This window comes from Microbacterium sp. Z10_103 (assembly GCF_058310455.1).
In genome coordinates, this window is the sequence record NZ_JBZEGK010000001.1 from 2,254,216 (window position 1) to 2,278,664 (window position 24,449).

Genomic DNA, 24,449 nt, shown 5'->3' on the forward strand with positions numbered 1-24,449 from the left:
GATGGTGGACTCACGACCAGCCGCCGAGGCCTCCGCCCCGGCATCCGAACAGGAGAACCGACATGACGATCCACGCCACCCCGGGCTCGGCACCCCTCCGCGCCGGAGACCAGACGCAGACCGCCACCGAGCTCGAAGAAATCTGGGCGACCGACCCGCGGTGGGACGGCGTCGAACGCACCTACACCGCAGCGGATGTGGTCCGCCTGCGCGGATCGGTGCGCGAGGACGCGACGCTCGCTCAGCGCGGGGCGGAGAACCTGTGGAACCTCCTCCACACCGAGGACTACGTGCGGGCCCTGGGCGCCTACACCGGCGGCCAGGCCGTGCAGCAGGTGCGCGCGGGCCTCAAAGCCATCTACCTCTCCGGATGGCAGGTCGCCGCCGATGGAAACCTGGCCGGACAGACCTACCCCGACCAGAGCCTGTACCCGGCCAACTCCGTTCCCTCCGTCGTTCGCCGGATCAACAACGCGCTGCTGCGGCAGAACCAGATCGAGCACGCCGAGGGCCAGGCGACGCAGGACTGGCTCGCTCCCATCGTCGCGGACGCCGAGGCGGGATTCGGTGGACCGCTCAACGCCTTCGAACTCGCCGCCTCCCTCGTCCAGTCGGGGGCCGCCGGCATCCACTGGGAAGACCAGCTGGCCAGCGAGAAGAAATGCGGCCACCTCGGCGGCAAAGTGCTCGTTCCCACGCAGCAGCACATCCGCACGCTCAACGCCGCGCGGCTCGCTGCCGACGTCGCGGGCGTGCCCACCGTGATCATCGCGCGCACCGACGCCCTCGCCGCGGACCTCCTCACCAGCGACGTCGACGAGCGGGACCAGGAGTTCCTCACCGGCGAGCGCACCCCCGAGGGCTTCTACCGCGTGCGACCGGGATTGGATGCGGTGATCAGCCGCGGTCTGGCGTTCGCGCCGTATGCCGACCTGCTGTGGGTGGAGACCGGTGAGCCCGACATCGAGCTCGCGCGGGCTTTCGCCGCGGCCATCCACGAGCGGTTCCCCGGCAAACTGCTGGCCTACAACTGCTCGCCGAGCTTCAACTGGAAACGGCACCTCGACGACGCGCAGATCGCGACGTTCCAGGAGGAACTCGCCGATCTCGGCTACAAGTTCCAGTTCATCACCCTGGCCGGCTTCCACGCCCTCAACTACTCGATGTTCGACCTCGCCCGCGGATACGCCGAACGCGCCATGAGCGCGTACGTGGAACTGCAGGAGGCCGAATTCGCGGCCGAGAAGGACGGCTACACCGCCACCAAGCACCAGCGCGAGGCGGGCACCGGCTACTTCGACGTCGTGTCCACGGCGCTCAACCCCGACAGCGCCACCCTCGCCCTGGCCGGCTCCACCGAGCGCGCCCAGTTCCACTGAGCCCGGGTTCGGGGCGCGTCCCGTGCTTTGGGGCGCAGCATCCCTCGCCCCACCGCACATTCTCCGCCCCACACCCTCCACTGACGTCGAACAGGACATGACATGACCATCACCGACAGGACCATCGCGCGCGACTTCACGCCCCCACCCCCGACGAGCGGGCCACCACCGCCCACCGCGGCGGGCCCGTGGATCGACGTCACCGGCCGCCTCGGCGAGCGCTTCGACGAGATCCTCACCCCTGGCGCCCTCGCCTTCCTCACGGAGCTGCACTCGCGTTTCGCCGGTCGCCGGCACGACCGGCTGGCCGATCGGATGCGGCGGCGCTTCGAGATCGGAAACGGGCACGACCCGGGGTTCCGTCACGACACCGCCCACATCCGCGAGGACGCCTCCTGGCGCGTCGCCGGCGCCGGCCCCGGGCTGGAGGACCGGCGGGTGGAGATCACCGGTCCGACCGACCCGAAGATGACCATCAACGCGCTCAACTCCGGCGCGAAGGTGTGGCTGGCCGATCAAGAGGACGCGACGTCGCCGACGTGGCAGAACGTGATGGGCGGTCAGCTCTCGCTGTTCGATGCCATCCGCGCCCGGCTGAGCTTCACCAGCGCGGAGGGCAAGAACTACTCCGTGACGGCCGGGGAGACCCCCACGATCGTCATGCGCCCCCGTGGGTGGCACCTCCCGGAAAAGCACGTCCACTACACCGACCGCGCGGGGCGCCGGATGGCGGCATCCGGTTCTCTCGTCGACTTCGGGCTGTACTTCTTCCACAACGCCGAGCAACTCATCGCGAACGGGCGCGGCCCGTACTTCTACCTCGCGAAGATCGAGTCCAGCGAAGAGGCCAAGCTGTGGGATGACGTGTTCACGTTCAGTGAGCGGTACCTGCGTCTCCCCCACGGGACGGTACGCGCGACGGTGCTCATCGAGACCCTCCCCGCGGCGTTCGAGATGGACGAGATCCTCTACGAGCTGCGCGACCACTGCGCAGGGCTGAACGCCGGCCGCTGGGATTACATCTTCTCCATCATCAAGAACTACCGCGGCCGCGGCGCCCGCTTCGTGCTCCCCGACCGCAGTGACGTGACGATGACGGTGCCGTTCATGCGGGCCTACACCGAGCTGCTCGTGAAGACGTGCCACCGCCGCGGGGCCTTCGCGATCGGCGGGATGAGCGCCTTCATCCCGAACCGGCGCGATCCCGAGGTGACCGAGCGCGCCTTCGAGAAGGTCGCCGCCGACAAGAAGCGCGAAGCCGGCGACGGGTTCGACGGCACCTGGGTGGCGCATCCCGACCTCATCCCGGTGGCTCGCGCCGAGTTCGACGCCGTGCTCGGCGACCGGCCGAACCAGGTCGACCGTCAGCGCGACGACGTCGAGGTGACCGCGTCCCAGCTCCTCGACGTGCACATCGGCCTGCCGGTGACCGCGGCGGGCGTCCACGGCAACGTGTCGGTGGCTCTCCGCTACCTCGAGGCGTGGTTGCGCGGGCAGGGTGCGGTGGCGATCGACAATCTGATGGAGGATGCGGCGACCGCCGAGATCAGCCGGTCGCAGATCTGGCAGTGGATCCACCAGGACCGGGTCACCGCGGAGGGCGACGCCATCACCCGCGACTACGTCGAGGGCTGGGTGGCGCGAGTGCTCGGGGAGGCGACCCGCTTCGACGGCGACCGGTTCGACGATGCGGCCGAGATCTTCCGCGAGGTGGCCCTGCGCGACGAGTTCCCCGCGTTCCTGACGATCCCCGCGTACGCCCGCTACCTCGACTGATCAGGCCCTCAGCCCCGCGAAACTGCATGCTGCCCACGAGACTGCGTCCGAGGGTCGCTGTCTCGTGGGCAGCATGCAGTCTCGCGGTTCGGCGTCGGGGACGGGGACGGGGACGGGTCAGGATGCGGCGGCCGACAGAAGCGCGAGGAGAGCGGGCGACGCCGCCATGGCGCGCAAGGCGGGGTCCATGAGGCGGCGGCAGCCGTCGAGCTCGACCGTGAACGATGTCGCGTCGGAGGCACCGTCCGCCAGAGGGTGGGCGACCACGATCCGCGTCGCGGTGTCGCGGCACGGCCCACTCGGCCGTGCCGCTGCGGCATCGGTCACGGCGGCGCGCGCGTCGTCGGCGGCGAGCTGAGCCGACCGGACGAAGAGGGCCTCAGCCGAGGCATCCGTCGTCTCGTACACGCAGACGAGCATGCCGTCGACGTCGGCGGGGTCGGGAAGCTCCGGCGGCTCCCACGGGATGACGTTCCCCTCCTCCGGCTGCACGACTTCGTCCTCCGTCACGAGGCCGGAGTCCACGAGGCCGGAGTCCACGAGGCCGGAGTCGACGAGGGCGGAGTCGCTGAGGTCGGCGAGCACGAGAACCCCCGCCTGGGTGCTGCATCCCGCCGACGTCGCGGCCCGCGACTCCACGAGCGTCGAAGGGGTGAAGGTCTCCTCCACGAGCCGCAGCCGCGAGATGCCCGCCTGCACCGCGGCCAGCGCGTCGGCCTTGGGCAGGCTGCAGCCATCCGCCGGCAGACTCACCCGCACGTACTGTCCCCCGGCGTCAGCGACCCAGTACTCCGGACCGGCGTACCCGACGGCCGAGCAGGCGCCGCCCCACCGCGGGTCGTTCGGCGTGGCGAGCGCGTCGAGCACGCGCGCGAGGTCGCCCTCGAACCGCTCCACCCGGGCTCCCGCCCACACGCCGGCGTCGTCCTCGTCCGTCGCGTTCGGGTCGCACCGGTACAGCGCCACCGGGTCGAAGTCGTCCGGAACCGCGCCGGCCATCGGTCCCGGTTCAGCGGCCTCCTCGAACATTCCCGTGCACGTGATGGCGGCAACGGGGGTCGCGTCGGGGCGGGGAGCCGGAACGCCCGGCATGCCCGCGCATCCGGCGAGCGCGAGCAACACGACGGCCAGAGCTCCGAGCACCCGCATGCGCCGCATCCGCACCCCCTCCCGTCACCGTAAGCGACCCTCGCAGCCCGTGCCGCAACGACCCCGTAACGATCGACCCGCGCGAGTACGCTGGGGAGGGTGACATCCCCCGCCCCGCTCTCCCGCAAGCTGTCCGCCATCGCCGAATCGGCCACCCTCAAAGTGGATGCGAAGGCCAAGGCCCTGCAAGCCGCCGGGCGGCCCGTCATCTCGTACGCCGCCGGCGAGCCGGACTTCTCGACTCCGCAGTTCATCGTGGATGCCGCGGCGGAGTCTCTGCGCGACCCGGCGAACTTCCGTTACACGCCCGCGGCCGGTCTTCCCGTGCTGCGCGAGGCCATCGCGGCCAAGACGCTGCGCGACTCAGGGCTCGAGGTGCAGCCCTCGCAGATCGTCGTGACCAACGGCGGGAAGCAGGCCGTGTACCAGGCCTTCCAGACCGTGGTGAACCCGGGCGACGAGGTGCTGCTGCCCGGGCCGTACTGGACCACCTATCCCGAGGCGATCGCGCTGGCCGACGGCGTGCCCGTCGAGGTCTTCGCCGGCGCCGACCAGAACTACAAGGTCACCGTCGAGCAGCTCGAGGCCGCGCGCACCGACCGCACCACGACCCTCGTGTTCGTCTCGCCATCCAACCCGACCGGCGCCGTCTACACGCCTGAGGAGACCAAGGCGATCGGCGAGTGGGCGCTCGCCCACGGGCTCTGGGTCATCACCGACGAGATCTACCAGAACCTCGTCTACGAAGGTGTGCGCGCGGTGTCGATCGTCGAGGCCGTTCCCGAGCTGGCAGGGCACAGCATCCTCGTCAACGGTGTCGCCAAGACCTACGCGATGACGGGATGGCGCGTGGGCTGGATGGTGGGGCCGGCTGACGCCATCAAGTTGGCCGCGAACCTGCAGTCGCACCTGTCGAGCAACGTGAACAACATCGCCCAGCGCGCCGCCCTCGCCGCTCTCACCGGCCCCCAGGACGAGGCCGAAGACTTCCGCCTCGCGTTCGACCGGCGCCGCCGTCTCATCGTTTCCGAGCTCGGGAAGATCCCCGGCGTGACGGTTCCGAACCCGCTCGGCGCGTTCTACGCGTACCCCGACGTCACAGGGCTCCTCGGGCGCGAGTGGCACGGCACGACCCCGACGACGTCGCTCGAGCTGGCCGACCTCATCCTCGAGGAGGCCGAAGTGGCCGTCGTCCCGGGCGAGGCCTTCGGCCCGAGCGGTTACCTGCGCCTGTCGTACGCCCTCGGCGACGACCAGCTCCTGGAGGGCGTCCAGCGCCTGCAGCGCCTCTTCTCGTAGGTCGAGGGGTTAGAGCTCGACGTTCACGAGCACCGGCTCGGGCTGCAGGATGAGGCCGAACTCGGCCTGCACGCGCTGCTGCACGAACCGGGCGAGTTCCGCGAGCTCGGCGGCCGTGGCGCCGCCCCGGTTCGTGAGCGCGAGGGTGTGCTTCGTCGACAACCCCGCGCGTGAGCGGGGCAGAGAGAAGCCCTTTCCCACACCGGCGTGCTCGATGAGCCACGCCGCGCTGACCTTCACGTCGGGCGCGCCGGTCGCCGGCTCCGGCACGACCCCCGTGAACTCTTCCAGCGGGATGACGACGACCGGATCGAGGTCGGGAGCCATCGGCCACCGCGGGCACTCCGGTGGCAGCGTGCGGGCGAACGCCGCGGAGACGACCGCGTTCTGGAAGAACGACCCCGCGCTGGCCGTGTCGGGGTCGTCCGCGTCGAGCACCATGCCCTTCCGCCGGCGGGTGGCGAGCACCTCGTCGCGCACCTGCCGGAGCGAAGCGGATGAGCCGGGCGCGAGGCCGAGCGCGGTACGCAGCTGATCGCCGGTCACCGGCCGCGTGTCGTCCCCGACCTCCTCGAGTTCGAGCGTGACGGTGAGGATGACCGCCGACCGGAGGGGTGCGGAGCCGTAGTGCTGCTTGAGCACGGAGGTGCGAAAACCCAGCCCGAGGTCGCCGGCCGGCACCGTCGACACATCGCCGGTCGCCTCATCCAGCAACTCCACCTCGACGAGGGTCTGCACGATCTCCTGCCCGTACGCACCGATGTTCTGCACGGGCGCCGCGCCGACGGTTCCGGGGATGCCCGACATCGCCTCGATACCGGCGAGCCCTTCCCCCACGGCGAACGCGACCAGTTCGTCCCAGTCGTGTCCGGCCTGCACGCGCAGCCGCGCCGTGCCGGGCCGCGAGCCGGGGAGACGTTGCACCCCACGGGTACGCACCAGCACGACGGTGCCCTCGAAAGGCTCGTCTCCGGCGAAGAGGTTGGAGCCGCCTCCGACGACGAGCCAGGGCTCACCGGCCGACCACAGCTCCCGCAGCGTATCGACGAGTTCGGTCGCCGTCCTCGCCTCGACGAGCCGCTCCGGCACACCGCCGGTGCGCAGCGTGGTCAGTTCTGCGAGGGGAACAGGGTCGAGTGCGGGCATGACTCAGGCGCGCACGCGCACCTGGGCTTTACCCAGGACCGTGGTGTCGGCGTGCGTGACGGTGAGGTCGATGCGCAGGGAGCCCTCGTCGACCGCTCCGACCTTCGCGACGATCTGCAGGTCGGCGCCGGTGTCGGGGTGGACGACGACAGGCCGGGTGAACCGCACCCCGTACTCCAGGATGCGGCCGGGGTCGCCCAGCCACTCCCCCAGGGCACCCACCGCGATGCCCATCGTCAGCATCCCGTGAGCCAAGACGCCGGGAAGTCCGACTTCGGACGCCACGTCATCGCGGTAGTGGATGGGATTGAAGTCACCCGAAGCCCCGGCATACCGCACGAGCGATTCGCGGGTCAGGTGCACCGAACGCTCGGCAACGATGTCTCCGACCGCGGTCACGACGCCGACTCCCCGACCAGCAGCACCGAGGTCGCCGTGACGACGTGCTCTCCCGCCGCATCCCGGATCTCGGCTTCGCTGGTGACCATCGCGTTTCCTCCCATGGTGCGGATTCCGCGGACCGTCAGGGATGCGGTGAGTTCATCCCCGGCGACGATGGGCCGGGTGTAACGGAACCGCTGCTCGGCGTGGATGGTGCGTGCCAGCTCGATTCCGGAGTCGGGCTCGGCCAGCAGCCGCTGGAGGGTGAGGTCTTGGATCACCATCGCGAAGGTGGGCGGCGCGACGACATCGGGGTAGCCGAGAGCGCGCGCGGCTTCGGGATCGGTGTGCGGCGGCGCGTCGGCGAAGACGGCACGAGCGAACTCGCGTACCTTCTCCCGGCCGACGAGGTACGGGGCTGTCGGGGGGAACGTCCGGCCGACGAGCTCGGGATTGACGGGCACGGTGCCATCCTACCGAGCCCCCGCGCGCGCTTCCGGGTCAGCGCCCGCGCGACCGGATCGCTTTCAGCGCCATCTGCACCGAGATGAACACGAGGAACGCGGCGAACAGGATGTTGCCGACGAACGGGTCGACGATCGTGGCGATCCATGCGCCGACCGCCGTCGTGGTGCAGGCGGCGAGTCCCACGGAGGCGGCCGCGACCAGGTCGACGTTGGACCGCCGCAGGTTGCCGATCGTGCCCGAGATCGCGGTGGGGATCATCATCAGCAAGGACGTGCCCTTGGCGATCAGGTCACTCGTCCCGAAGATCAGCAGCAGGGCGGGAACCACGATGATCCCGCCACCCACCCCGAGAAGACCTGCCAGAACTCCGGTGATGAGCCCGAGCACGGCGAGGCCGGGGATGGTCACCCAGTTCAGTTCGAGGACGGCCTCTCGCGAGGGGATGACGAAGAAGAGGCTCACGATGACCGCGAGGAGGAACCCGATGAAGCCCCACCGCAGCGCGGTCTGCGACACGCGCGGCAGGAGCCATGTTCCGACCTGCGCACCGATGACCGCCGCGGCGGCGAGGATGAGCGCGGGAATCCAGGCGACCGATCCCGAGACCGCGTAGGAGATGACTCCGACCGTGGCCGTCGGGACGATGGCCGCCAGCGATGTGCCCGCCGCGCGGCGCTGGTCGAACCCGAGCAGCAACACGAGCAGCGGCACGATGACCGTGCCGCCGCCGACCCCGAACAATCCGGACAGAAGACCGGCGAGCAGCCCGACGCTGACGCACGTGAGAAAGAAGCGCGCCCCTCGGCGCGCCTCAGGTGCCGCGCTCATTCGTCGTAGTCGAGGGCGTCGATGGCCCAACGGTCGCCGTCGAGGACCACCACGTACCGCAGGGTGTCCTCTACAGGCTGCGGCTCGTCGAGAAGCTCACCGGCGTCGTCGTAGAGCAGCTGGTACGTCTCGAGCGTCACGACCTCGATGCGGTCCTCTCCCAGCACCTCGACCCCGGTCACCTCGAGCTCGTACTCATCTGTCGACTCGCCGAAAGACCGGGCGTCCGTCTCGAAGGCTGCGCAGTCGGTCAGGCTGATGCTCTCGCGGTACGCCTCCGTGGTGGAGAGCTCGTAGGCGTCGCAGTCGGCCTCATCCCAGGCGTCGTCGTAGAGTTCGACGGCTTCCACCGCGCGGGTTTCATCGGCTCCGCCTGCCGAGCTCGAGCCCGGGCTCGGAGTCGAGCTCGAACTCGAACTCGAACTCGGACTGAACCAGTTCACCGCGAGCGGGATGAGGATGGCGGCGAGAACGATCATCAGCAGCACGACGCCGCCGAGGACCACCCACAGGATCCAGAGCTTGGATTTCGGGCGCGGGGCATCCGGCGCGGGCGGGCCGGCGGGGTAACCCGGTGTGGGCGTCGCCCCGGCGGGTCCCCCGGCGGCGGGGGCACCGGGGTAGTGCGCCGGGTATACCGGCGCAGCGGGCACGGCCGGTCCGGGTGCGGCGGCCGCCGACGTGACCGGCACCTCCGCAGTGTTCCCCTCCGGCGCAGCAGCGGCGTCGGAGACGGCGGCCGCTTCGGCTTCCGGTGCGTGGACGTGCTCGGTCCAGGATGCTCCGTCCCACCAGCGCAGGGCGCCGTGCCCGTCGTCGTACCAACCCGGGGGTGTCGTGCTCATGACCGTCTCGTTTCGCTCGGGGCGGAATGCCGCGCCTTCACCCTATCGCCGCCGCGCCTGCCCTTCCGGGCGCGCGAACGCGGGCCGAACACGCGAGGTCCTGGCGGATCGTCCCGAAAAAGATCACGACCCCCGGGCGGCAGAAGCCAGAGCCAACCGGGGGTCGTCTTCCCCGGGAACCTCCGCAGGACCGGTGACCCGAACACCAGAACTGGGGGAATTTCGCGGGGGGTGGAACACACTGAAACTAACCGGAAACGCGGGCTACGTATTGCCCGTTGACGCCGGCTCGATGCACTGCTATGGCCCCGGTTGCCGTCAGATCAGAGCAGACTGGAAGATGCCGCCTTCGGCGGGCTCAGGAGGAACCATGACGACGCTCCGCGCTCCCGCGCCGACCTTTCCGCACGTCCGCGCAGATTTTCCGTTCGTGCAACGCCGCGGCGGTTCGATCTACCTCGACTCCGCCGCGACCTCGCAGCAGCCCGCAGCGGTACTCGACGCGCAGCGCGAGTTCGCCGAGACGGCCTATGCCGCCGTCCACCGCGGCTCCAGCGCTGCGACGGGATCGGCCACGCAGGCGTTCGAGTCGGCTCGCGCGCGGGTGGCCCGCTTCGTGGGGGCGGATGAGGACGAGATCGTCTGGACCGAGAACGCCACCGACGCCATCAATCTCGTCGCATGGTCCTTGTCGGATGCGGCGTCGCTCTCAGATGCGGCGTCGCCGGGCGGCGATGCCCCATGGGTCTTGCATCCCGGCGATGAGATCGTGATCCCGATCGCCGAGCACCACGCCAACCTGCTGCCGTGGCAGCGCCTGGCCGCCCGGACCGGCGCAGTCCTGCGGCCCGTCCCCGTGGACGACGACGGCCTCTGGACGATCGACGCGATGAGCGAGGTGGTGTCCGAGCGCACGCGGCTGATCGCTTTCGCACACGTGTCGAACGTGACGGGGTTCGTCGCCCCGGTCGAGGACGTCGTCGCGCTGGCACGGAGCCGCGGAGCGCTGACGTTCCTCGACGCCTGTCAGTCCGCTCCGCACCGGTCCCTTGATCTGCACGCGCTCGGCGTCGATTTCGCCGCGTTCTCGGCACACAAGATGCTGGGTCCGACCGGGATCGGTGCACTGTACGGCCGCGCCGACCTGCTGAACGCCCTGCCCCCCGGACGCACCGGCGGGTCCGCGATCACGACGGTGACGTTCGAGACGGCGGAGTTCCTCCCTGCGCCGCACCGGTTCGAGCCGGGTACGCAGCCGGTGGTGCAGGCCGTCGGTTTCGCCGCGGCCATCGACTATCTCGAGGGTCTCGGCATGGCGACGGTGGCCGAGCGGGAGCACCAGCAGGCGCAGCTTCTCGTCGACACCGTCGCGCGCGTTCCGGGTGTGTCGTTCGTCGGCCCGGCGGCAGGCCTGGAACGGGCAGCGCTCGTCAGCTTCGTCGTGGACGGCGTACACCCGCACGACGTCGGTCAATTCCTCGACGACCGCGGGATCACCGTGCGCACCGGCCACCACTGCGCCCAGCCGTTGCACCGCCGCCTGGGCGTGGCCGCCACGACACGTGCGAGCGCATACGTGTACACGACGGACGATGAGATCGCCGCGCTGGGCGAGGCGCTCGCGGACGTGCGCGACTTCTTCGGAGCCGACCGATGAGCGATCTCAGCGACCTCTACCGCGAGGTCATCCTCGATCACAGCCGGCGCCCGATCGGCCGCGGAGACATCGCGGGGTTCACCACCACCCATCACGAGCTCAACCCCACCTGCGGCGACGAGATCACCGTGGGAATCGAGCTCTCCCCGGACGGCCGCATCGACGCCCTGGCGTGGGCAGGGCACGGCTGCAGCATCTCCACCGCATCCGCCTCGATCATGTCCGACCTCACGACTGGAGCTTCGCGCGAGGAGGCGACGGCCCTGATCGAGGATTTCCGCGCCCTCATGCGGGGCGGGGGGAACGTCGAGCCGGCCGAGAGCCTCGGGGATGCCGCGGCCTTCGCCGGCGTCGCGCGCCTGGTCACCCGGGTGAAATGCGCGATGCTCCCGTGGGTCGCTGTGGAAGCCTGCCTGCGCACCGCCCCCTGACGCCGGGGAATCGAGGAGATCTCGGAAACAGAGGAGCCCGCGGGCCGATCCGCTCCTCGATTCGCGGGATGTCCTCGATTCCGGCGCGCGGATGCGGGGACCGCGGGTTGCACGACCGGCGTCCGCTTGCGCGGGCGGGCCCGGTCGTTATGCTGGGGACGTGCAGACCTGTCGTTGTTGTCGCTGAGCGCGTTCGCGCTTTCTCCGACCACCGACAGCGCCCGCGCCGACGCGCGGCACACCGAAGGAATGCACCCGTGCGCTACGCCTCGAGCGTCACCGACCTCATCGGCAACACGCCCCTCGTCCGGCTGAACCGCGTGACCGAGGGCATCGCTGCCACCGTGCTCGCGAAGATCGAGTTCGTGAACCCCGGCGGCTCCTCGAAAGACCGGATCGCCGCGAACATCCTCGACGCGGCCGAGCGCAGCGGCGACCTGAAGCCCGGCGGCACCATCGTCGAGCCCACGAGCGGCAACACCGGCGTGGGCCTCGCGCTCTTCGCCCAGCAGCGCGGGTACCGCTGCGTGTTCGTCGTGCCGGACAAGGTGTCGGAGGACAAGCGCTCGGTTCTGCGTGCGTTCGGCGCCCAGGTGGTCGTCGCCCCCACCGCCGTCGCCCCCGATGACCCGCGGTCGTATTACAGCGTCTCCCGGCGCATCGTCGAAGAGACTCCCGGCGCCTTCATGCCGAACCAGTACGACAACCCCAACGGGCCGCGCAGCCACTACGAGACCACCGGGCCGGAGATCTGGCGCGACACGGACGGCGGGATCACGCATTTCGTCGCCGGCGTCGGCACGGGGGGCACGATCAGCGGCACCGGTCGATACCTCCGAGAGGTCTCGACCGGGGCGGTGCGCATCATCGGCGCTGACCCGGAAGGGTCGGTGTACTCCGGCGGAACCGGACGGCCCTACTTCGTCGAGGGCGTGGGCGAAGACTTCTGGCCCGGCGCCTACGACCCGGCGGTGGTCGACGCCGTGGAGGCGGTCGATGATGCCGAGGCCTTCGCCATGACCCGTCGCCTCGCCCGCGAGGAGGGTCTGCTCGTGGGCGGATCGAGCGGCATGGCCGTCGTCGCCGCCCTGCGCGTCGCGCGCGACCTCCCCGCCGATGCCGTCGTCGTCGTGCTGCTGCCCGACTCCGGTCGCGGGTACGTCGGCAAGGTCTTCAACGACGCGTGGATGCTGTCGCATGGGTTCGCGATCGAGGAGGCCCCGCCCGGCCGCACGGTGGGCGACCTCCTGTCCGAGCGCGGCGCCCGCCCCCTCGCGGTCCTTCTCCCCACCGCCACCGCCGCCGAGGCGCTGGAGGTGCTGCACCGGAGCGGCGCGCCCGTCGCGCCCGTGGCATCCGCCGCCCAGCCGGTGCTGGGCGAAGTGTCCGGGTCGGTGTCGGAGAGCGCGCTGCGGGCCGCGACCCCGAGCACAGCCGTCGCCGACCTGCTCGCCGACCCGTTGCCGCTGGTGGGCGTCGGAACGCCCGAACACGAGGCGAGGACGCTTCTCCAGACAGCCGACGCCGTCCTGGTGGCCGAAGCCGGCCGCCCCGTGGCCATCCTCACCTCGGCCGACCTGCCCGCTCGTCCCTCCGAAGGAGCTTCCTCGTGACCGCCGATTCCGCCAATCTCTCCTTCGACAGCCTGGCCGTCCATGCCGGGCAGTCGGCCGACCCCGGCACCGGCGCGGTCATCCCTCCCGTGCACTTCTCCACGACGTACGTACAGGACGGCATCGGCAACCTCCGCAGCGGCTACGAGTACGGACGCAGCGGGAACCCCACCCGCACGGCTCTCGAACTTCAGCTGGCGGCGCTCGAAGGGGGGCGGCACGGGCTGTCGTTCGCCTCCGGCCTCGCCGCCGAAGATGCACTGCTGCGCGCCGCTCTCCAGCCGGGTGACGAGGTGCTGCTCGGCAACGATGTGTACGGCGGCACGTATCGGCTCCTGGCCCGTGTGCTCGGGCCGTGGGGCGTCTCGCTGCGTGTCGTGGACATGAGCGACCTCGACGTCGTGGCCGCCGCGGTCGCGGAGCGTGCGCCGCAGATCCTCTGGGTCGAGACGCCGAGCAACCCCCTGCTGCGCGTGACCGATATCGCCGGACTCGCGCGCGTGGGTCACGACGCCGGCGCTCTCGTCGTGGTCGACAACACGTTCGCCTCCCCCGCGCTGCAGCGCCCGCTCGCACACGGCGCCGACGTGGTCGTACACTCCACCACGAAGTACCTCGGCGGTCATTCGGACGTCGTCGGTGGGGCGCTCATCCTCGACGACGACGAGCTCGCGGGTAAGGTGCGCTTCCTGCAGTTCGCCGCCGGAGCGATCGCGGGTCCGATGGATGCGTGGCTGACCTCCCGCGGCATCAAGACGCTCGGGCTGCGGATGCAGCGGCACAGCGAGAACGCGCTCGCCCTGGCCGAGTTCCTCGAGGGGCATGAGCGCGTGGCTCGCGTCTTCTATCCCGGACTCCCCGGGCACCCGGGCCACGAGATCGCCGCGGGGCAGATGTCTGCCTTCGGCGGGATCGTCTCCGTCGCACTCCAGGACTCCGCATCCGCCCGTCGTTTCGCGGAGTCGCTGCGCCTGTTCCAGCTCGCGGAGTCACTGGGGGGCGTGGAGTCGCTGGTGAACTACCCCGACGAGATGACGCACGCCTCCGTGCGCGGCACCGAACTTGCCGTGCCCCCCGAGGTGGTGCGCCTCTCGGTGGGAATCGAGTCGCTCGACGACCTGCGCGCCGACCTCGCTCAGGCCCTCGCCGCCCTTTAACCGCGGCCATCTGGACGGGCGGGAAATTGCACTAAAGAATTCAGAGTGCAAGACTGCACTCTGTGATTGATAGTGCAAGCGGCCTGCGCGAACGTCATCGCGCAGAAACGACGCGCGATCTCATCACGGTCGCGCGGCGCCTCACCGCCGAGATCGGCCTCGCGGGATTCACGATCGAGCGGCTGTGCGGCGAGGTCGGAGTGTCGCGCCGCACCTTCTTCAACTACTTCGCGTCGAAAGAAGACGCCGTCTTGGGCGTTCCGCTCGAGCGCGAAGACGTCGAAGCCGTCAGGAGGTTCCTGGATGCGGGAGCTCAGCGTCCGCCCGGCGCCGCGCTGTCATCCACGCTCCTCACCGACCTCGTCGATCTCGCCGACGCGCGGTGGCGCACCATGGACACCGCCCCGGGAACGCTCGCCGACCTCGGCGCCGCCGTGCAGCGGGAGCCGCGGCTGATCGCCCGCCTCGTCGAACTCGTCCATGAGCGCGAGCAGGATGACGCCCGGCTGATCGCCCTGCGCGAGCATCTGCCCGAGGGCGACCTCCGGGCGGTGGCCGCCGCCCAGATCTTCGCCGCGCTCTCACGCGCGACCGCCGACGAATTCGTCGCGGCCGGCAACTCCGACACCTTCGCCCAGATCTTCTCGCGCCGGCTCACCGCCGCCCACCAGCTGTTCATCGACCAGCACGCCCCGACAGGACGCTCATGACCACCTCCACCACCACGCCACCCGGCGCGGCTCCCCTGCTGCTGACGAAGCGACGCATCTGGATCATCTTCTCCGCGCTCATCGCCGGGATGCTGCTGGCCAGCCTCGACCAGACCATCGTGTCCACCGCCATGCCGACCATCGTCGGCGAGCTCGGCGGTGTCTCGCACCAGGTGTGGATCACCACCGCGTACATCCTCGCGACAACGATCGTGATGCCCGTATACGGCAAGTTCGGTGACATCCTCGGCCGCCGGCGTCTCTTCATGATCGCGATCGCGATCTTCACGCTCGCCTCCATCGGGTGCGCGCTGGCGACCGACTTCTGGATGTTCGTCACCTTCCGTGCGATCCAGGGCCTCGGCGGAGGTGGTCTGATCATCCTGTCGCAGGCGATCATCGCCGACATCGTCCCCGCCTCCGAGCGCGGCAAGTACCTCGGCCCCCTCGGCGGGATCTTCGGGCTCTCCGCAGTCGCCGGCCCCCTGCTGGGCGGGTTCTTCGTCGACCACATGACGTGGCAGTGGGCGTTCTACATCAACATCCCCGTCGGCATCATCGCTTTCCTCATCGCGGTCTTCGCTCTGCGCCTTCCCGACAAGAAGGCGGACAAGCCGATCGACTGGCTCGGCGTGGCGTTCCTGTCGATCGCCACGACGTGCCTCATCTTCTTCACCGACTTCGGTGGCGACTCCGAGTTCGGCTGGGACTCGATGGCGACATGGGCGTGGGGGCTGGGGCTTCTGGCCTCCGCGGCGCTGTTCGTCTTCACCGAGTCGCGCGCGGTCGACCCGATCATGCCGCTGTCGATGTTCCGCAACCCGGTCTTCGTCAACGCCACGGCCATCGGGCTGGCGCTCGGTATCAGCATGTTCGCCGCCATCGGGTTCATCCCGACCTTCCTGCAGATGTCCTCGCGCACGTCGGCGGCAGAATCCGGTCTCCTCATGCTGCCGATGATGGTCGGTCTGCTGGGAACCTCGATCGCGTCCGGTCTCCTCATCACGCGCACAGGGCGCTACAGGCTGTTCCCCATCCTCGGCACGATCATCACCGGCGCGGCGATGGCCGCGATGACGACACTCGCCGCCTCCACGCCCATCTGGCTCATCTGCGTGTACCTGTTCGTCTTCGGCGCCGGCCTCGGCCTCATCATGCAGGTCGTCGTCCTGGTGGTGCAGAACGCCGTTCCGGCCGCGGACATCGGGACCGCGACGAGCACGAACAACTACTTCCGCGAGGTGGGTGCCGCCCTGGGCACCGCCGTCTTCGGCACGCTGTTCACCACGCGCCTCACCGAGAACCTGACGACCGTCTTCACGGACGCGGGGGCCTCCCCCGCGCAGGCCGGCGAGGCGACCGCCACGATCGACCCCGCGACCTTGAACGCTCTGCCCGACTCTGTCCGCGAGGGCGTGGTCACCGCGTACGCGGACGCGCTCGCGCCGGTGTTCTGGTACCTCATCCCCTTCATCGTCATCGCCCTGATCCTCGCCATCTTCCTCAAGCAGATCCCGCTCTCCGATGTCGCGGGGCTTGTTGCCCGCGGCGAGGCCATCGGTGGCGAGGAGGCCGAGCGCCTGGAGGCGGAGCGGCGCGCCACGGCCGAGGTCACCGCATCCGACCCCCGCAAGCCCCGGCGCGTGCGCCGCTGAAGACGGAAATGTCCTGAGCGGGAACGACGCCGGGAAGACTCAGCCCACGGGCCGACCCCACCGCCAGTCGCTGACGGCGGGTTCATCCTCGCCATGCTCGCGCGTGTAGGAGCGCGCTCCCGCTCGACGGTCGACGAGGTCCTGCCGCAGCGCGGCATACCGCGTGGCCGCGCCCGGCACGCGGTCCAGGGTGTCGATCGCCAGCTGGAACCGGTCCAGGTCGTTGAGCATGACCATGTCGAACGGCGTCGTGGTGGTACCGCGTTCCTTGTAGCCCCGCACGTGCAGGTTGCCGTGTCCGTGTCGCCGGTAGGTCAGGCGGTGAATGAGCCAGGGATACCCGTGGAAGGCGAAGATCGTCGGGGTGTCCGGGGGGAAGTATCCGTCGTAGTCGGCGTCGTTCAGGCCGTGGGGATGCTGGTCCTCGGACTGCAGGCGCATCAGGTCGACGACGTTCACCACCCGCGTCGACAGGTCGGGGGCGTACTCCGCCAGGAGCGCGGCAGCGGCCACGGTCTCCTGCGTGGGGACGTCTCCGGCAGCGGCGAGCACGACATCGGGCGTGGCGCCCTCCTCTTCCGTACCCGCCCATCCGAACGTGCCGAGGCCGCGACGGCAGTGCGCGATGGCGTCGTCCATGTCGAGCCACTGGGGTGAGGGCTGCTTCCCCGCCACCACCACGTTGATGTAGTCGACCGAGCGCAGGCAGTGGTCGTACGTACTCAGCAGGGTGTTGGCGTCGCACGGCAGGTAGACACGCACGATCTCGGGGCTCTTGTTCATCGCCACGTCGAGGAACCCGGGATCCTGGTGGGTGAACCCGTTGTGATCCTGACGCCACACGTGACTGGACAGCAGATAGTTGAAGCTCGCGACCGGGGGGCGCCAGGCGAGCGGCCGCGACGCCTCGAGCCACTTCGCGTGCTGGTTGAACATGGAATCGACGATGTGGACGAACGCCTCGTAACTGTTGAAGACGCCGTGCCTCCCGGTGAGGAGATACCCCTCCAGCCATCCCTGGCACTGATGCTCGCTCAACACCTCCATCACGCGGCCGGCGCGCGCCAGATGCTCGTCGAGGGGCGTGATCTCGGCGTTCCACTGTTTGTCGGTCACCTCGTACACCGCCGGGGCGAGCCGGTTGGATGCTGTCTCGTCGGGGCCGAACAACCGGAAGGTACGCGGGTTCCGCCGGATGACCTCGGCGAAGTAGCGCCCGAGTATCGCCGTGGCCTGCGCGTCCCCTGCTCCGGGAGCGGTGACGCCCACGGCGAAGTCCCGGAAGTCGGGCAGGTCGAGGTCTTTCCGCACGCGGCCGCCGTTCGCGTACGGGGTCGCCGACATCCGCCGCTCCCCGTCCGGAGCGAGCGCGACGGTGTCGGGCAGCGGCGCTCCGGCGTCGTCGAACAGGTCCTCCGGCCGGTACGAACGCAGCCACTGTTCGAGCTGGTGCAGGTGCTCCTCGGTATCCCGAGCCGAGGGCAACGGCACCTGGTGAGCGCGCCAGGTTCCTTCCACGGGAAGCCCGTCGACCTCTTTCGGCCCGGTCCATCCCTTCGGGGATCGGAGGATCAGCATCGGCCAGATGGCGCGTTCGGAGGATCCCTCTTCGCGTGCGGCGCGCTGGATGTCGCGGATGCGGTCCAGCGCGGCGTCCATCGCCTCGGCGAAGGCTCGGTGCACGTGCTCGGGCGGGTCGTCGGCCTCGAACGACACGAGGATGGGCTCGTGCCCGTAGCCGCGCATCAGGCTCAGCAACTCGTCATCGGGGATGCGTGCCAGAAGCGTCGGGTTCGCGATCTTCCACCCGTTCAGGTGCAGGATCGGCAGTACCGCCCCGTCGGTGGCGGGGTCGACGAACTTGTTGCCGTGCCACCCCGTCGCCAGCGGCCCGGTCTCGGCCTCCCCGTCGCCCACGACGCAGAAGACGGTCAGATCGGGGTTGTCGAAGGCCGCTCCATAGGCGTGGCTGAGCGAGTACCCGAGTTCGCCGCCCTCGTGGATCGATCCCGGCGTCTCCGGTGCCGCGTGACTGGGGATGCCGCCGGGGAAGGAGAACTGGCGGAACAGCCGCCGCATCCCCTCCTCGTCGCGCGTGATGCGGGGATAGATCTCGCTGTAGGTGCCGTCGAGCCACGCGCTGGCAACCATGCCGGGGCCGCCGTGGCCGGGCCCCGCGATGTACAGCGCGTCGAGGTCACGATCGCGGATCGCGCGGTTGGCATGGGCGTACACGAGGGTGAGTCCCGGGACCGTGCCGAAGTGACCGAGCAGGCGGGGTTTGACGTGGTCGCGGGTCAGCGGCTCGCGCAGCAGCGGATTGTCGAGCAGATAGATCTGCCCGACGCTGAGGTAGTTCGCCGCCCGCCACCATGCATGCAGGTGACCCAGCGTCGCGTCATCCATGGCCCGAACGCTAGTGCACCGGCATGCCTCCCGTCACGGCAATCGTCTCCCCGATGACATAGCTCGCCTCCTGCGACGCGAGGAACACGAACGCCGGCGCGAGTTCGACGGGCTGCCCGGCACGACCGATCGGGGTCTGGGAACCGAACTCCTCGATCTTCTCGTTGGGCACGAAGGCCGGCTGCAGCGGAGTCCAGATGGGTCCCGGTGCGACCCCGTTGACGCGGATGCCACGCTCGATGAGCTGCTGCGACAGCGCCCGGGTCCAGTTGGCGATGCCCGCCTTGGACACCGCGTACTCGGCCAGCGACGGCGACGGCTGGAAGCCCTGCACGCTCGAGGTGGTCACGATGGCGGCGCCCGGCTTCAGGTGCGGGGAGGCGGCCTTGGTGAGCCAGAACAGCGGATAGATGTTGGCCTTCATGACGTGATCGAGCGTCTTCGTCTCGAAGTCGTCGATGCTGTCGACCGTGGGCATCGTCCCGGCGTTGATCACGAGGATGTCGAGCCCGCCGAGCCCCTCCACCGCGCGCTCCACGACCTCGATGTTCGTCTCCTCGACCTGCAGGTCACCCGGGAGGAGGACGGCGGTGCGCCCCTCCTTCTCGATGAGGGCGGCCACCTCTTCTGCCTGCGCCTGCTCCTCGGGGAGATAGCTGAGGGCGACATCGGCTCCCTCGCGGGCGTACGCGATCGCTACGGCGCGCCCGATGCCCGAGTCCGCGCCGGTGATGAGCGCCTTGCGTCCGGGGAGGCGACCGAAGCCGATGTAGGTCGTCTCGCCGTGGTCGGGGGCGGGATCCATCTTGTGGATGTCGCCGGGGCCGTCCTGCTGCTGAGGCGGGAACGGCGGCCGGGGGTACTGCGTGGTGGGGTCCTGGGCGGTGTACATGTCAGCCATGCCGGCCACGCTAGGAGCCGGGGGTGGCCCGCCCACGGGGGTTGCGGCGGGCCACCACGGACGCTATGCCTTGCGGCGCGAGGGCGTGCGGTTTTCGGCGCTGACCATCCACGACAGCTGCTCGAGTCGCTCGAGGACCGCGTGCAGAATGTCGGCGCTGGTGGGGTCTTCCTCATCCACGTCGTCGTGCACCTCGCGGCAGGTCGCCGTGACGGCGTCGAGTCGCTCGGTGATGAGGTCGATGACCTCCGCCGTGTCGATCTCGCCCTGCGGGAACTCCGGCAGGGTCGTCGTCTCGGCGATCGTGTCGCTGCGCCCGTCGGGAAGGGCGTGCAGCGCGCGCATCCGCTCGGCGACGGTGTCGCTGAACTCCCGCGCCGACTCGATCACCTCGTCGAGCTGCAGGTGGGTGTCGCGGAAGTTCTTGCCGACGACGTTCCAGTGCGCCTGCTTGCCCTGGATCGACAGCTCGATGAGGTCGACGAGCACCTTCTGCATGTTCTCGCTGAGTTCAGCGGAGGCGGCGAAGCCCTTCTCGGCGTTCTCCTCCTCGGTCAGGCCCGCACCGGACCCGCCGCGCGCGGGGCGGCGGCGATTGCGGGTGGGGGCGTCCTTGGCGTTCGTGGTGGGCATGGGCGATCTCCTTGCACTCGGGAAACGAGACAAGTGCGAGGTTATCCGCGCCCGTCCTCCGCCTGCCGGGGCTTGTCGGTGGTCCGGCCCGTTGCTATGCGCTTCCGCGAGCCACGCCTAGTGACGTGGCACCGACCGCGCAACCCCATCCTCCCGTGCGCCGGGCTCCGTAGCGTGGCGGTATGGCCTCGAACACCGAGCCCCGTCACGCCGACCTGCGGGAGTACGCGCCGATCGGCGATGGACGCACGGTGGCGCTGGTCGGACGCCGCGGCCAGATCGACTGGCTCCCGCTTCCTCACCTCGACTCCGTACCGGTGTTCGCTGGACTTCTCGACGAGCACACCGGTGGATGCATCGAGCTCGAGCCGACGGAGGACTACACGGTCCGGCGCCGTTACATCCCGCGGACGAATGTGCTCGAGACGACCTTCACCACGGCCGGCGGAAAGGCCCGCGTGACCGATGCGATGGTCACCGGTGTGGCCGGGCGGCTGCCCTGGGCCGAACTCGCCCGGCGCATCGAGGGCATCGAAGGCCGCGTGCCCTTCCGCTGGCGGGTCCAGCCGGGAACGCGGCTGCAGACCGCCGCGCCCTGGATCGAGGAGCGTGATGGCGTCGCGGTCCTGCGCGTGGGTGACCTGTCGCTTGCCGTCGTCGGCGAGGGTTCGGGCACGGCACAAACGCAGCGCGACGGCGGCGCGGGTCCGGCCGTGCACGGTTCATTCACGACGGCCCCGGGTTCCGCGTCGGTCCTGATCCTCGTCGCCACCGAGGGTGAGCCGTTGCACCTCCCCGACCCGGGGAACGTCCAGCGCGGCATCGATCGCACGGTTCGCGCGTGGCGCGCGTGGTCGCGGGAATTCTCCTATGAGGGACCCTGGCGGCCCGCCGTCCAGCGGAGCGCCCTGGCTCTCAAGCTCCTCGTCTACGCCCCGACCGGCGCCATCGCCGCGGCCGCCACGACCTCGCTGCCGGAGAACCCTCGGGGCGGGAAGAACTGGGACTACCGCTTCGCCTGGGTCCGCGACCTGGCGTACACGACCCACGCCCTCGTGCGATTCGGCCTCCGCGAAGAGACGCACGCCGCGATCTCTTGGCTGCTGCGCACCATCCGGCTCAACGGCCCCGAGCTGCACGTGTTCTACTCCCTGCGCGGCGAAGTCACCGGCAGCAGCCGCGAGTACGGGGTCGGCGGATGGCAGGGCATCGGCCCGGTCGTCACCGGGAATCCGGCGCGCGGACAGCTGCAGCTCGGTGTCTATGGCGACCTGTTCGCGATCTGCCGCACGTACGTCGACGCCGGCAACATCCTCGACGTCGCCACCGGCCGTTCTCTCGCCGCGATGGCCGATCGCACGTGCGACCTGTGGCGTTCACCGGATTCAGGGATGTGGGAGCTGCCCGACGTCCGCCATTACACGTCGTCGAAGATGGGATGCTGGCAGGCGCTCAGCGACGCGGTTCTCCTCGCCGAGCGCGGCGCCATCCCCGGGAATCCCGAACGATGGCGATCGGAACGCGACCGTATCGCCGAATGGGTCGGACGCTACGGGTGGTCGGAGGAAGCCAATAGCTACGTCATGTACCCGGGGACGACGGATCTCGACACCTCCGTCCTGCTGCACGCGGAGAGCGGCTTCGACCGCGGCGACCGCATGGCCGCGACGATCGACGCGATCACGCGCGACCTGGGTGCCGGGCCGCTCCTGTACCGCTACACCGGCATGGACCAGGAGGAGCACACCTTCGTGTCGTCGGCTTTCTGGCGGGTGTCGGCTCTGGCGTGCATCGGTCGGCACGAGGAGGCCGTAGCGGCGATGGATGACCTCGTGGGGTACGCGAACGACGTCGGCATCTTCGCGGAGATGATCTCCGAGCACGACGGCGGCTTCTGGGGCAATCTGCCCCAGGCGCTCAGCCACCTCGCGGTGGTCAGCGCTGCCCTGACCATCCGCGATCTGATCCCTTCGGAGGTACTCGGTGAACGGTGAGTTGCGCGTCTTCCGCCGCGTGGAATCAGTGGTGCCCGAGAGCATCTTCTGGGACGAACGCACCCAGGAACTCGCCTGGGTCGACATCCCCGCCGGCACGTTCCATCGCGCACGGCTGGACGGGCCGAGCGACGGCTCGGGCGACCGGGTCGTGCAGCTGCCCGCACCCGTGAGCGCGGTGCAGCCGGCTGCCGGAGGCGGCTACGTGGCGTCGTTGAAGGACCGCATCGTCGAGCTCTATCCCGACGGCACGCTCGGGCGGACGATCGCGCACGTGCGGCACGCGCATCGCGAGTCGCGGTTCAACGAGGGAAAGGTCGACCCCTTCGGCCGTTTCGTCGTGGGGTCGATGGACGGCGCGGGCGAGCCCCACGGCGCCGTCTACATCTTCACCGCCGACGGTGAGGCGTGGATGCTGCGCGACGGCTTCACCGTCCCGAACGGGATGGAATGGTCGGACTCCGGCGACGTCATGTACGTCACCGACACCGAGACGCAGACGGTCTACCGTGCCTCCTACGGCCCGGGCACGGATCCGCTCGGCGACCTCGAGCCGTATCTGCGCGGACGCGACTCCGACGGCATCGCGATGGACACGGAAGGGTCGTTCTGGAACGGCATATACGGCGACGGCGAGGTCGTGCAGTGGAGTGCCGAGGGGCACCCGGTCGGAAGCATCCCCGTCCCCGCTCCCCGTGTCACCTCCGTGGCCTTCGGCGGCCCGGACCACGGCACACTGTTCGTCGGTACGGCGCGCGAGAACATGACCGACGACCAGCTCGCGGCTGCACCGCTGAGCGGTTCGCTGTTCGCCGTCGAGGGTCTCGCGCAGGGTCGTCCGGTGCATGTCTTCGGCAGCGGCGGTTCGAGCCGCTAGGGAAACGGCCGCCGTCAGGGCACGAGGCGCTTACGGAGGAAGATCTGGTCCTCGCCGGATTCGCCGCCGGCACGCTCGGTCTCCTGATAGCCCTCTCGCGTGTACAGCCGGAGGTTCGCTTCGCTCAGACGGCCGGTGAACAACTCGGCCTCGGTCGCGCCGGCTTCCCTGCCCCGGTCCTCGACCGCGGAGAGGATCAACGATCCGAGACCGGCACCCTGGATGTCGGGTGCCACGGCGATGCGGCCGATGAGCAGCAGATCGCCGTCCCGTCGCGCGCGCGCGGCCGCGACCATGCGCTCGCCCAGCAGGGCGACGCATCCGAGGTTGTCCTGCAGCTCGGCCTCGAGCTCTTCGAGCGTCTGAGTGAGCGGCGGCATGTCGGCGTCGCCGTAGATGAGCGCCTCCGACACGAAGGCCGCCCGCTGGAGCGTCAACACCTCCCCCGCATCGCTTACCTCGATGGGGCGCACCCGCGCCGCGGGCTCAGCGGTGTCCCGTCCGCTCATCGCGTCCTCCGGTCGTGTGGATCCGCTCCCGAGTAAACACACCACGGCGCCCCGGTGCCGAAGCGTTGACAACCGGGGCGCCGTTGGTTAGCGAATGTCAGCGGGGAACGTCCGCACGCCACTGGCCGGTCTCGGCGCCGCGGCTCTCGATGAACTCCTTGAAGTTCTTGAGGTCCTTCTTCACCGCGTGCGAGCCCACGCCCACCAGCGAACCGACCTTCTCCAAGAGCCCCTCGGGCTCCCAGTCGATCTGCACGGTCACGCGCGTGGACGTGTCGGAGAGCTTGTGGAACGTCACGACGCCTGCGTGGTCGGTCTCGCCGCCGACGCTCCGCCACGCGACACGCTCGTCGGGATGCTGCTCCGTGACCTCGGCGTCGAACTCACGTTCTACGCCGCCGACCTTCACCTTCCAGTGCAGGTGCGTGTCATCGCGCTGCTCGATCGACACGACCTCGTCCAGGAAGGAGGGGAAGCTCTCGAACTGCGTCCACTGGTTGTAGGCCGTGTTCACCGGCACATCGACGTCGATCGTCTCGATGATTTGAACCATGTCACTCCTCAGTGTTGTATTCGTAACTCCAGCCCACCGCAGGTGATCCACCGACGGGGAGGGATTGACATTCGGCCGGCGT

22 protein-coding genes are annotated in these 24,449 nt (G+C 69.7%); 11 read left to right on the top strand and 11 right to left on the bottom strand.

Annotated features, from left to right (window positions below; translation table 11 throughout):
* The first annotated feature begins 62 nt into the window (after nt 1–62).
* Nucleotides 63–1,379 (top strand): isocitrate lyase, encoded by a 1,317-nt coding sequence (gene aceA / locus AC4FS2_RS10985; RefSeq protein ID WP_491156999.1) that lies wholly within the window; start codon nt 63–65, stop codon nt 1,377–1,379.
* Between the two features lie 102 nt (nt 1,380–1,481).
* Entirely contained in the window at nt 1,482–3,155 is a 1,674-nt protein-coding gene (gene aceB, locus AC4FS2_RS10990; protein ID WP_491157000.1) for a malate synthase A, read from the top strand.
* A gap of 117 nt (nt 3,156–3,272) precedes the next feature.
* Here the strand turns inward: aceB and AC4FS2_RS10995 are convergent, their stop codons facing one another.
* A complete protein-coding gene (locus AC4FS2_RS10995; protein ID WP_491157002.1) occupies nt 3,273–4,313 on the bottom strand; it encodes a hypothetical protein in 1,041 nt (346 codons plus the stop codon).
* Between the two features lie 90 nt (nt 4,314–4,403).
* On the opposite strand from AC4FS2_RS10995, the gene AC4FS2_RS11000 reads away from it, so the two are divergent.
* On the top strand, nt 4,404–5,603 hold the full coding sequence (locus AC4FS2_RS11000; RefSeq protein WP_491157003.1) for a pyridoxal phosphate-dependent aminotransferase: 1,200 nt from the start codon (nt 4,404–4,406) through the stop codon (nt 5,601–5,603).
* Nucleotides 5,604–5,612: 9 nt separating this feature from the next.
* Here AC4FS2_RS11000 and AC4FS2_RS11005 read toward each other — a convergent pair whose 3' ends face one another.
* The 5 genes from AC4FS2_RS11005 to AC4FS2_RS11025 are packed head-to-tail and all read right to left on the bottom strand — an operon-like array spanning nt 5,613 to nt 9,271.
* Nucleotides 5,613–6,749, bottom strand: a complete 1,137-nt coding sequence (locus AC4FS2_RS11005) for a UDP-N-acetylmuramate dehydrogenase (protein ID WP_491157005.1) — start codon at nt 6,747–6,749, stop codon at nt 5,613–5,615.
* Nucleotides 6,750–6,752: 3 nt separating this feature from the next.
* Entirely contained in the window at nt 6,753–7,148 is a 396-nt protein-coding gene (locus tag AC4FS2_RS11010; RefSeq protein WP_491157006.1) for a MaoC/PaaZ C-terminal domain-containing protein, read from the bottom strand.
* A complete protein-coding gene (locus AC4FS2_RS11015; RefSeq protein ID WP_491157008.1) occupies nt 7,145–7,594 on the bottom strand; it encodes an FAS1-like dehydratase domain-containing protein in 450 nt (149 codons plus the stop codon). Before AC4FS2_RS11015 ends, AC4FS2_RS11010 begins: the two co-directional genes overlap by 4 nt.
* Before the next feature lie 37 nt (nt 7,595–7,631).
* Complete coding sequence (locus AC4FS2_RS11020) at nt 7,632–8,426, bottom strand: sulfite exporter TauE/SafE family protein (protein WP_491157009.1); 795 nt, start codon at nt 8,424–8,426, stop codon at nt 7,632–7,634.
* Nucleotides 8,423–9,271: a DUF2510 domain-containing protein gene (locus tag AC4FS2_RS11025; protein WP_491157011.1), complete on the bottom strand. Its 849-nt coding sequence runs from the start codon at nt 9,269–9,271 to the stop codon at nt 8,423–8,425. Before AC4FS2_RS11025 ends, AC4FS2_RS11020 begins: the two co-directional genes overlap by 4 nt.
* A gap of 370 nt (nt 9,272–9,641) precedes the next feature.
* On the opposite strand from AC4FS2_RS11025, the gene AC4FS2_RS11030 reads away from it, so the two are divergent.
* From AC4FS2_RS11030 to AC4FS2_RS11055, 6 genes are all read left to right on the top strand, one after another.
* Complete coding sequence (locus tag AC4FS2_RS11030) at nt 9,642–10,928, top strand: aminotransferase class V-fold PLP-dependent enzyme (protein WP_491157013.1); 1,287 nt, start codon at nt 9,642–9,644, stop codon at nt 10,926–10,928.
* Nucleotides 10,925–11,359, top strand: a complete 435-nt coding sequence (gene sufU, locus AC4FS2_RS11035; RefSeq protein WP_491157015.1) for a Fe-S cluster assembly sulfur transfer protein SufU — start codon at nt 10,925–10,927, stop codon at nt 11,357–11,359. The genes AC4FS2_RS11030 and sufU overlap by 4 nt, the downstream gene beginning before the upstream one ends.
* Before the next feature lie 257 nt (nt 11,360–11,616).
* Nucleotides 11,617–12,972, top strand: coding sequence for a cystathionine beta-synthase (locus AC4FS2_RS11040; protein WP_491157017.1), 1,356 nt, complete (start codon nt 11,617–11,619; stop codon nt 12,970–12,972).
* Nucleotides 12,969–14,129, top strand: coding sequence for a cystathionine gamma-synthase (locus AC4FS2_RS11045; protein WP_491157019.1), 1,161 nt, complete (start codon nt 12,969–12,971; stop codon nt 14,127–14,129). Before AC4FS2_RS11040 ends, AC4FS2_RS11045 begins: the two co-directional genes overlap by 4 nt.
* Before the next feature lie 62 nt (nt 14,130–14,191).
* Complete coding sequence (locus tag AC4FS2_RS11050) at nt 14,192–14,839, top strand: TetR/AcrR family transcriptional regulator (RefSeq protein WP_491157020.1); 648 nt, start codon at nt 14,192–14,194, stop codon at nt 14,837–14,839.
* A complete protein-coding gene (locus tag AC4FS2_RS11055; RefSeq protein WP_491157022.1) occupies nt 14,836–16,494 on the top strand; it encodes an MDR family MFS transporter in 1,659 nt (552 codons plus the stop codon). The genes AC4FS2_RS11050 and AC4FS2_RS11055 overlap by 4 nt, the downstream gene beginning before the upstream one ends.
* 39 nt (nt 16,495–16,533) lie before the next feature.
* Here the strand turns inward: AC4FS2_RS11055 and AC4FS2_RS11060 are convergent, their stop codons facing one another.
* The 3 genes from AC4FS2_RS11060 to AC4FS2_RS11070 form a co-directional block, all read right to left on the bottom strand.
* Nucleotides 16,534–18,900 (bottom strand): phosphoketolase family protein, encoded by a 2,367-nt coding sequence (locus tag AC4FS2_RS11060; protein WP_491157024.1) that lies wholly within the window; start codon nt 18,898–18,900, stop codon nt 16,534–16,536.
* A gap of 10 nt (nt 18,901–18,910) precedes the next feature.
* Nucleotides 18,911–19,801 (bottom strand): SDR family oxidoreductase, encoded by an 891-nt coding sequence (locus AC4FS2_RS11065; protein WP_491157026.1) that lies wholly within the window; start codon nt 19,799–19,801, stop codon nt 18,911–18,913.
* Between the two features lie 63 nt (nt 19,802–19,864).
* Nucleotides 19,865–20,434 (bottom strand): Dps family protein, encoded by a 570-nt coding sequence (locus tag AC4FS2_RS11070; protein ID WP_491157028.1) that lies wholly within the window; start codon nt 20,432–20,434, stop codon nt 19,865–19,867.
* 182 nt (nt 20,435–20,616) lie between these two features.
* Between AC4FS2_RS11070 and AC4FS2_RS11075 the strand changes: the two genes are divergently transcribed.
* Together AC4FS2_RS11075 and AC4FS2_RS11080 are read left to right on the top strand one after the other, a co-directional pair.
* Entirely contained in the window at nt 20,617–22,428 is a 1,812-nt protein-coding gene (locus AC4FS2_RS11075) for a glycoside hydrolase family 15 protein (protein ID WP_491157030.1), read from the top strand.
* Nucleotides 22,418–23,305 (top strand): SMP-30/gluconolactonase/LRE family protein, encoded by an 888-nt coding sequence (locus AC4FS2_RS11080; protein WP_491157032.1) that lies wholly within the window; start codon nt 22,418–22,420, stop codon nt 23,303–23,305. The genes AC4FS2_RS11075 and AC4FS2_RS11080 overlap by 11 nt, the downstream gene beginning before the upstream one ends.
* Nucleotides 23,306–23,319: 14 nt before the next feature.
* Here the strand turns inward: AC4FS2_RS11080 and AC4FS2_RS11085 are convergent, their stop codons facing one another.
* Together AC4FS2_RS11085 and AC4FS2_RS11090 are read right to left on the bottom strand one after the other, a co-directional pair.
* Complete coding sequence (locus AC4FS2_RS11085; protein WP_491157034.1) at nt 23,320–23,814, bottom strand: GNAT family N-acetyltransferase; 495 nt, start codon at nt 23,812–23,814, stop codon at nt 23,320–23,322.
* A gap of 97 nt (nt 23,815–23,911) precedes the next feature.
* On the bottom strand, nt 23,912–24,367 hold the full coding sequence (locus tag AC4FS2_RS11090; RefSeq protein WP_491157035.1) for an SRPBCC family protein: 456 nt from the start codon (nt 24,365–24,367) through the stop codon (nt 23,912–23,914).
* Nucleotides 24,368–24,449: the final 82 nt, after the last annotated feature.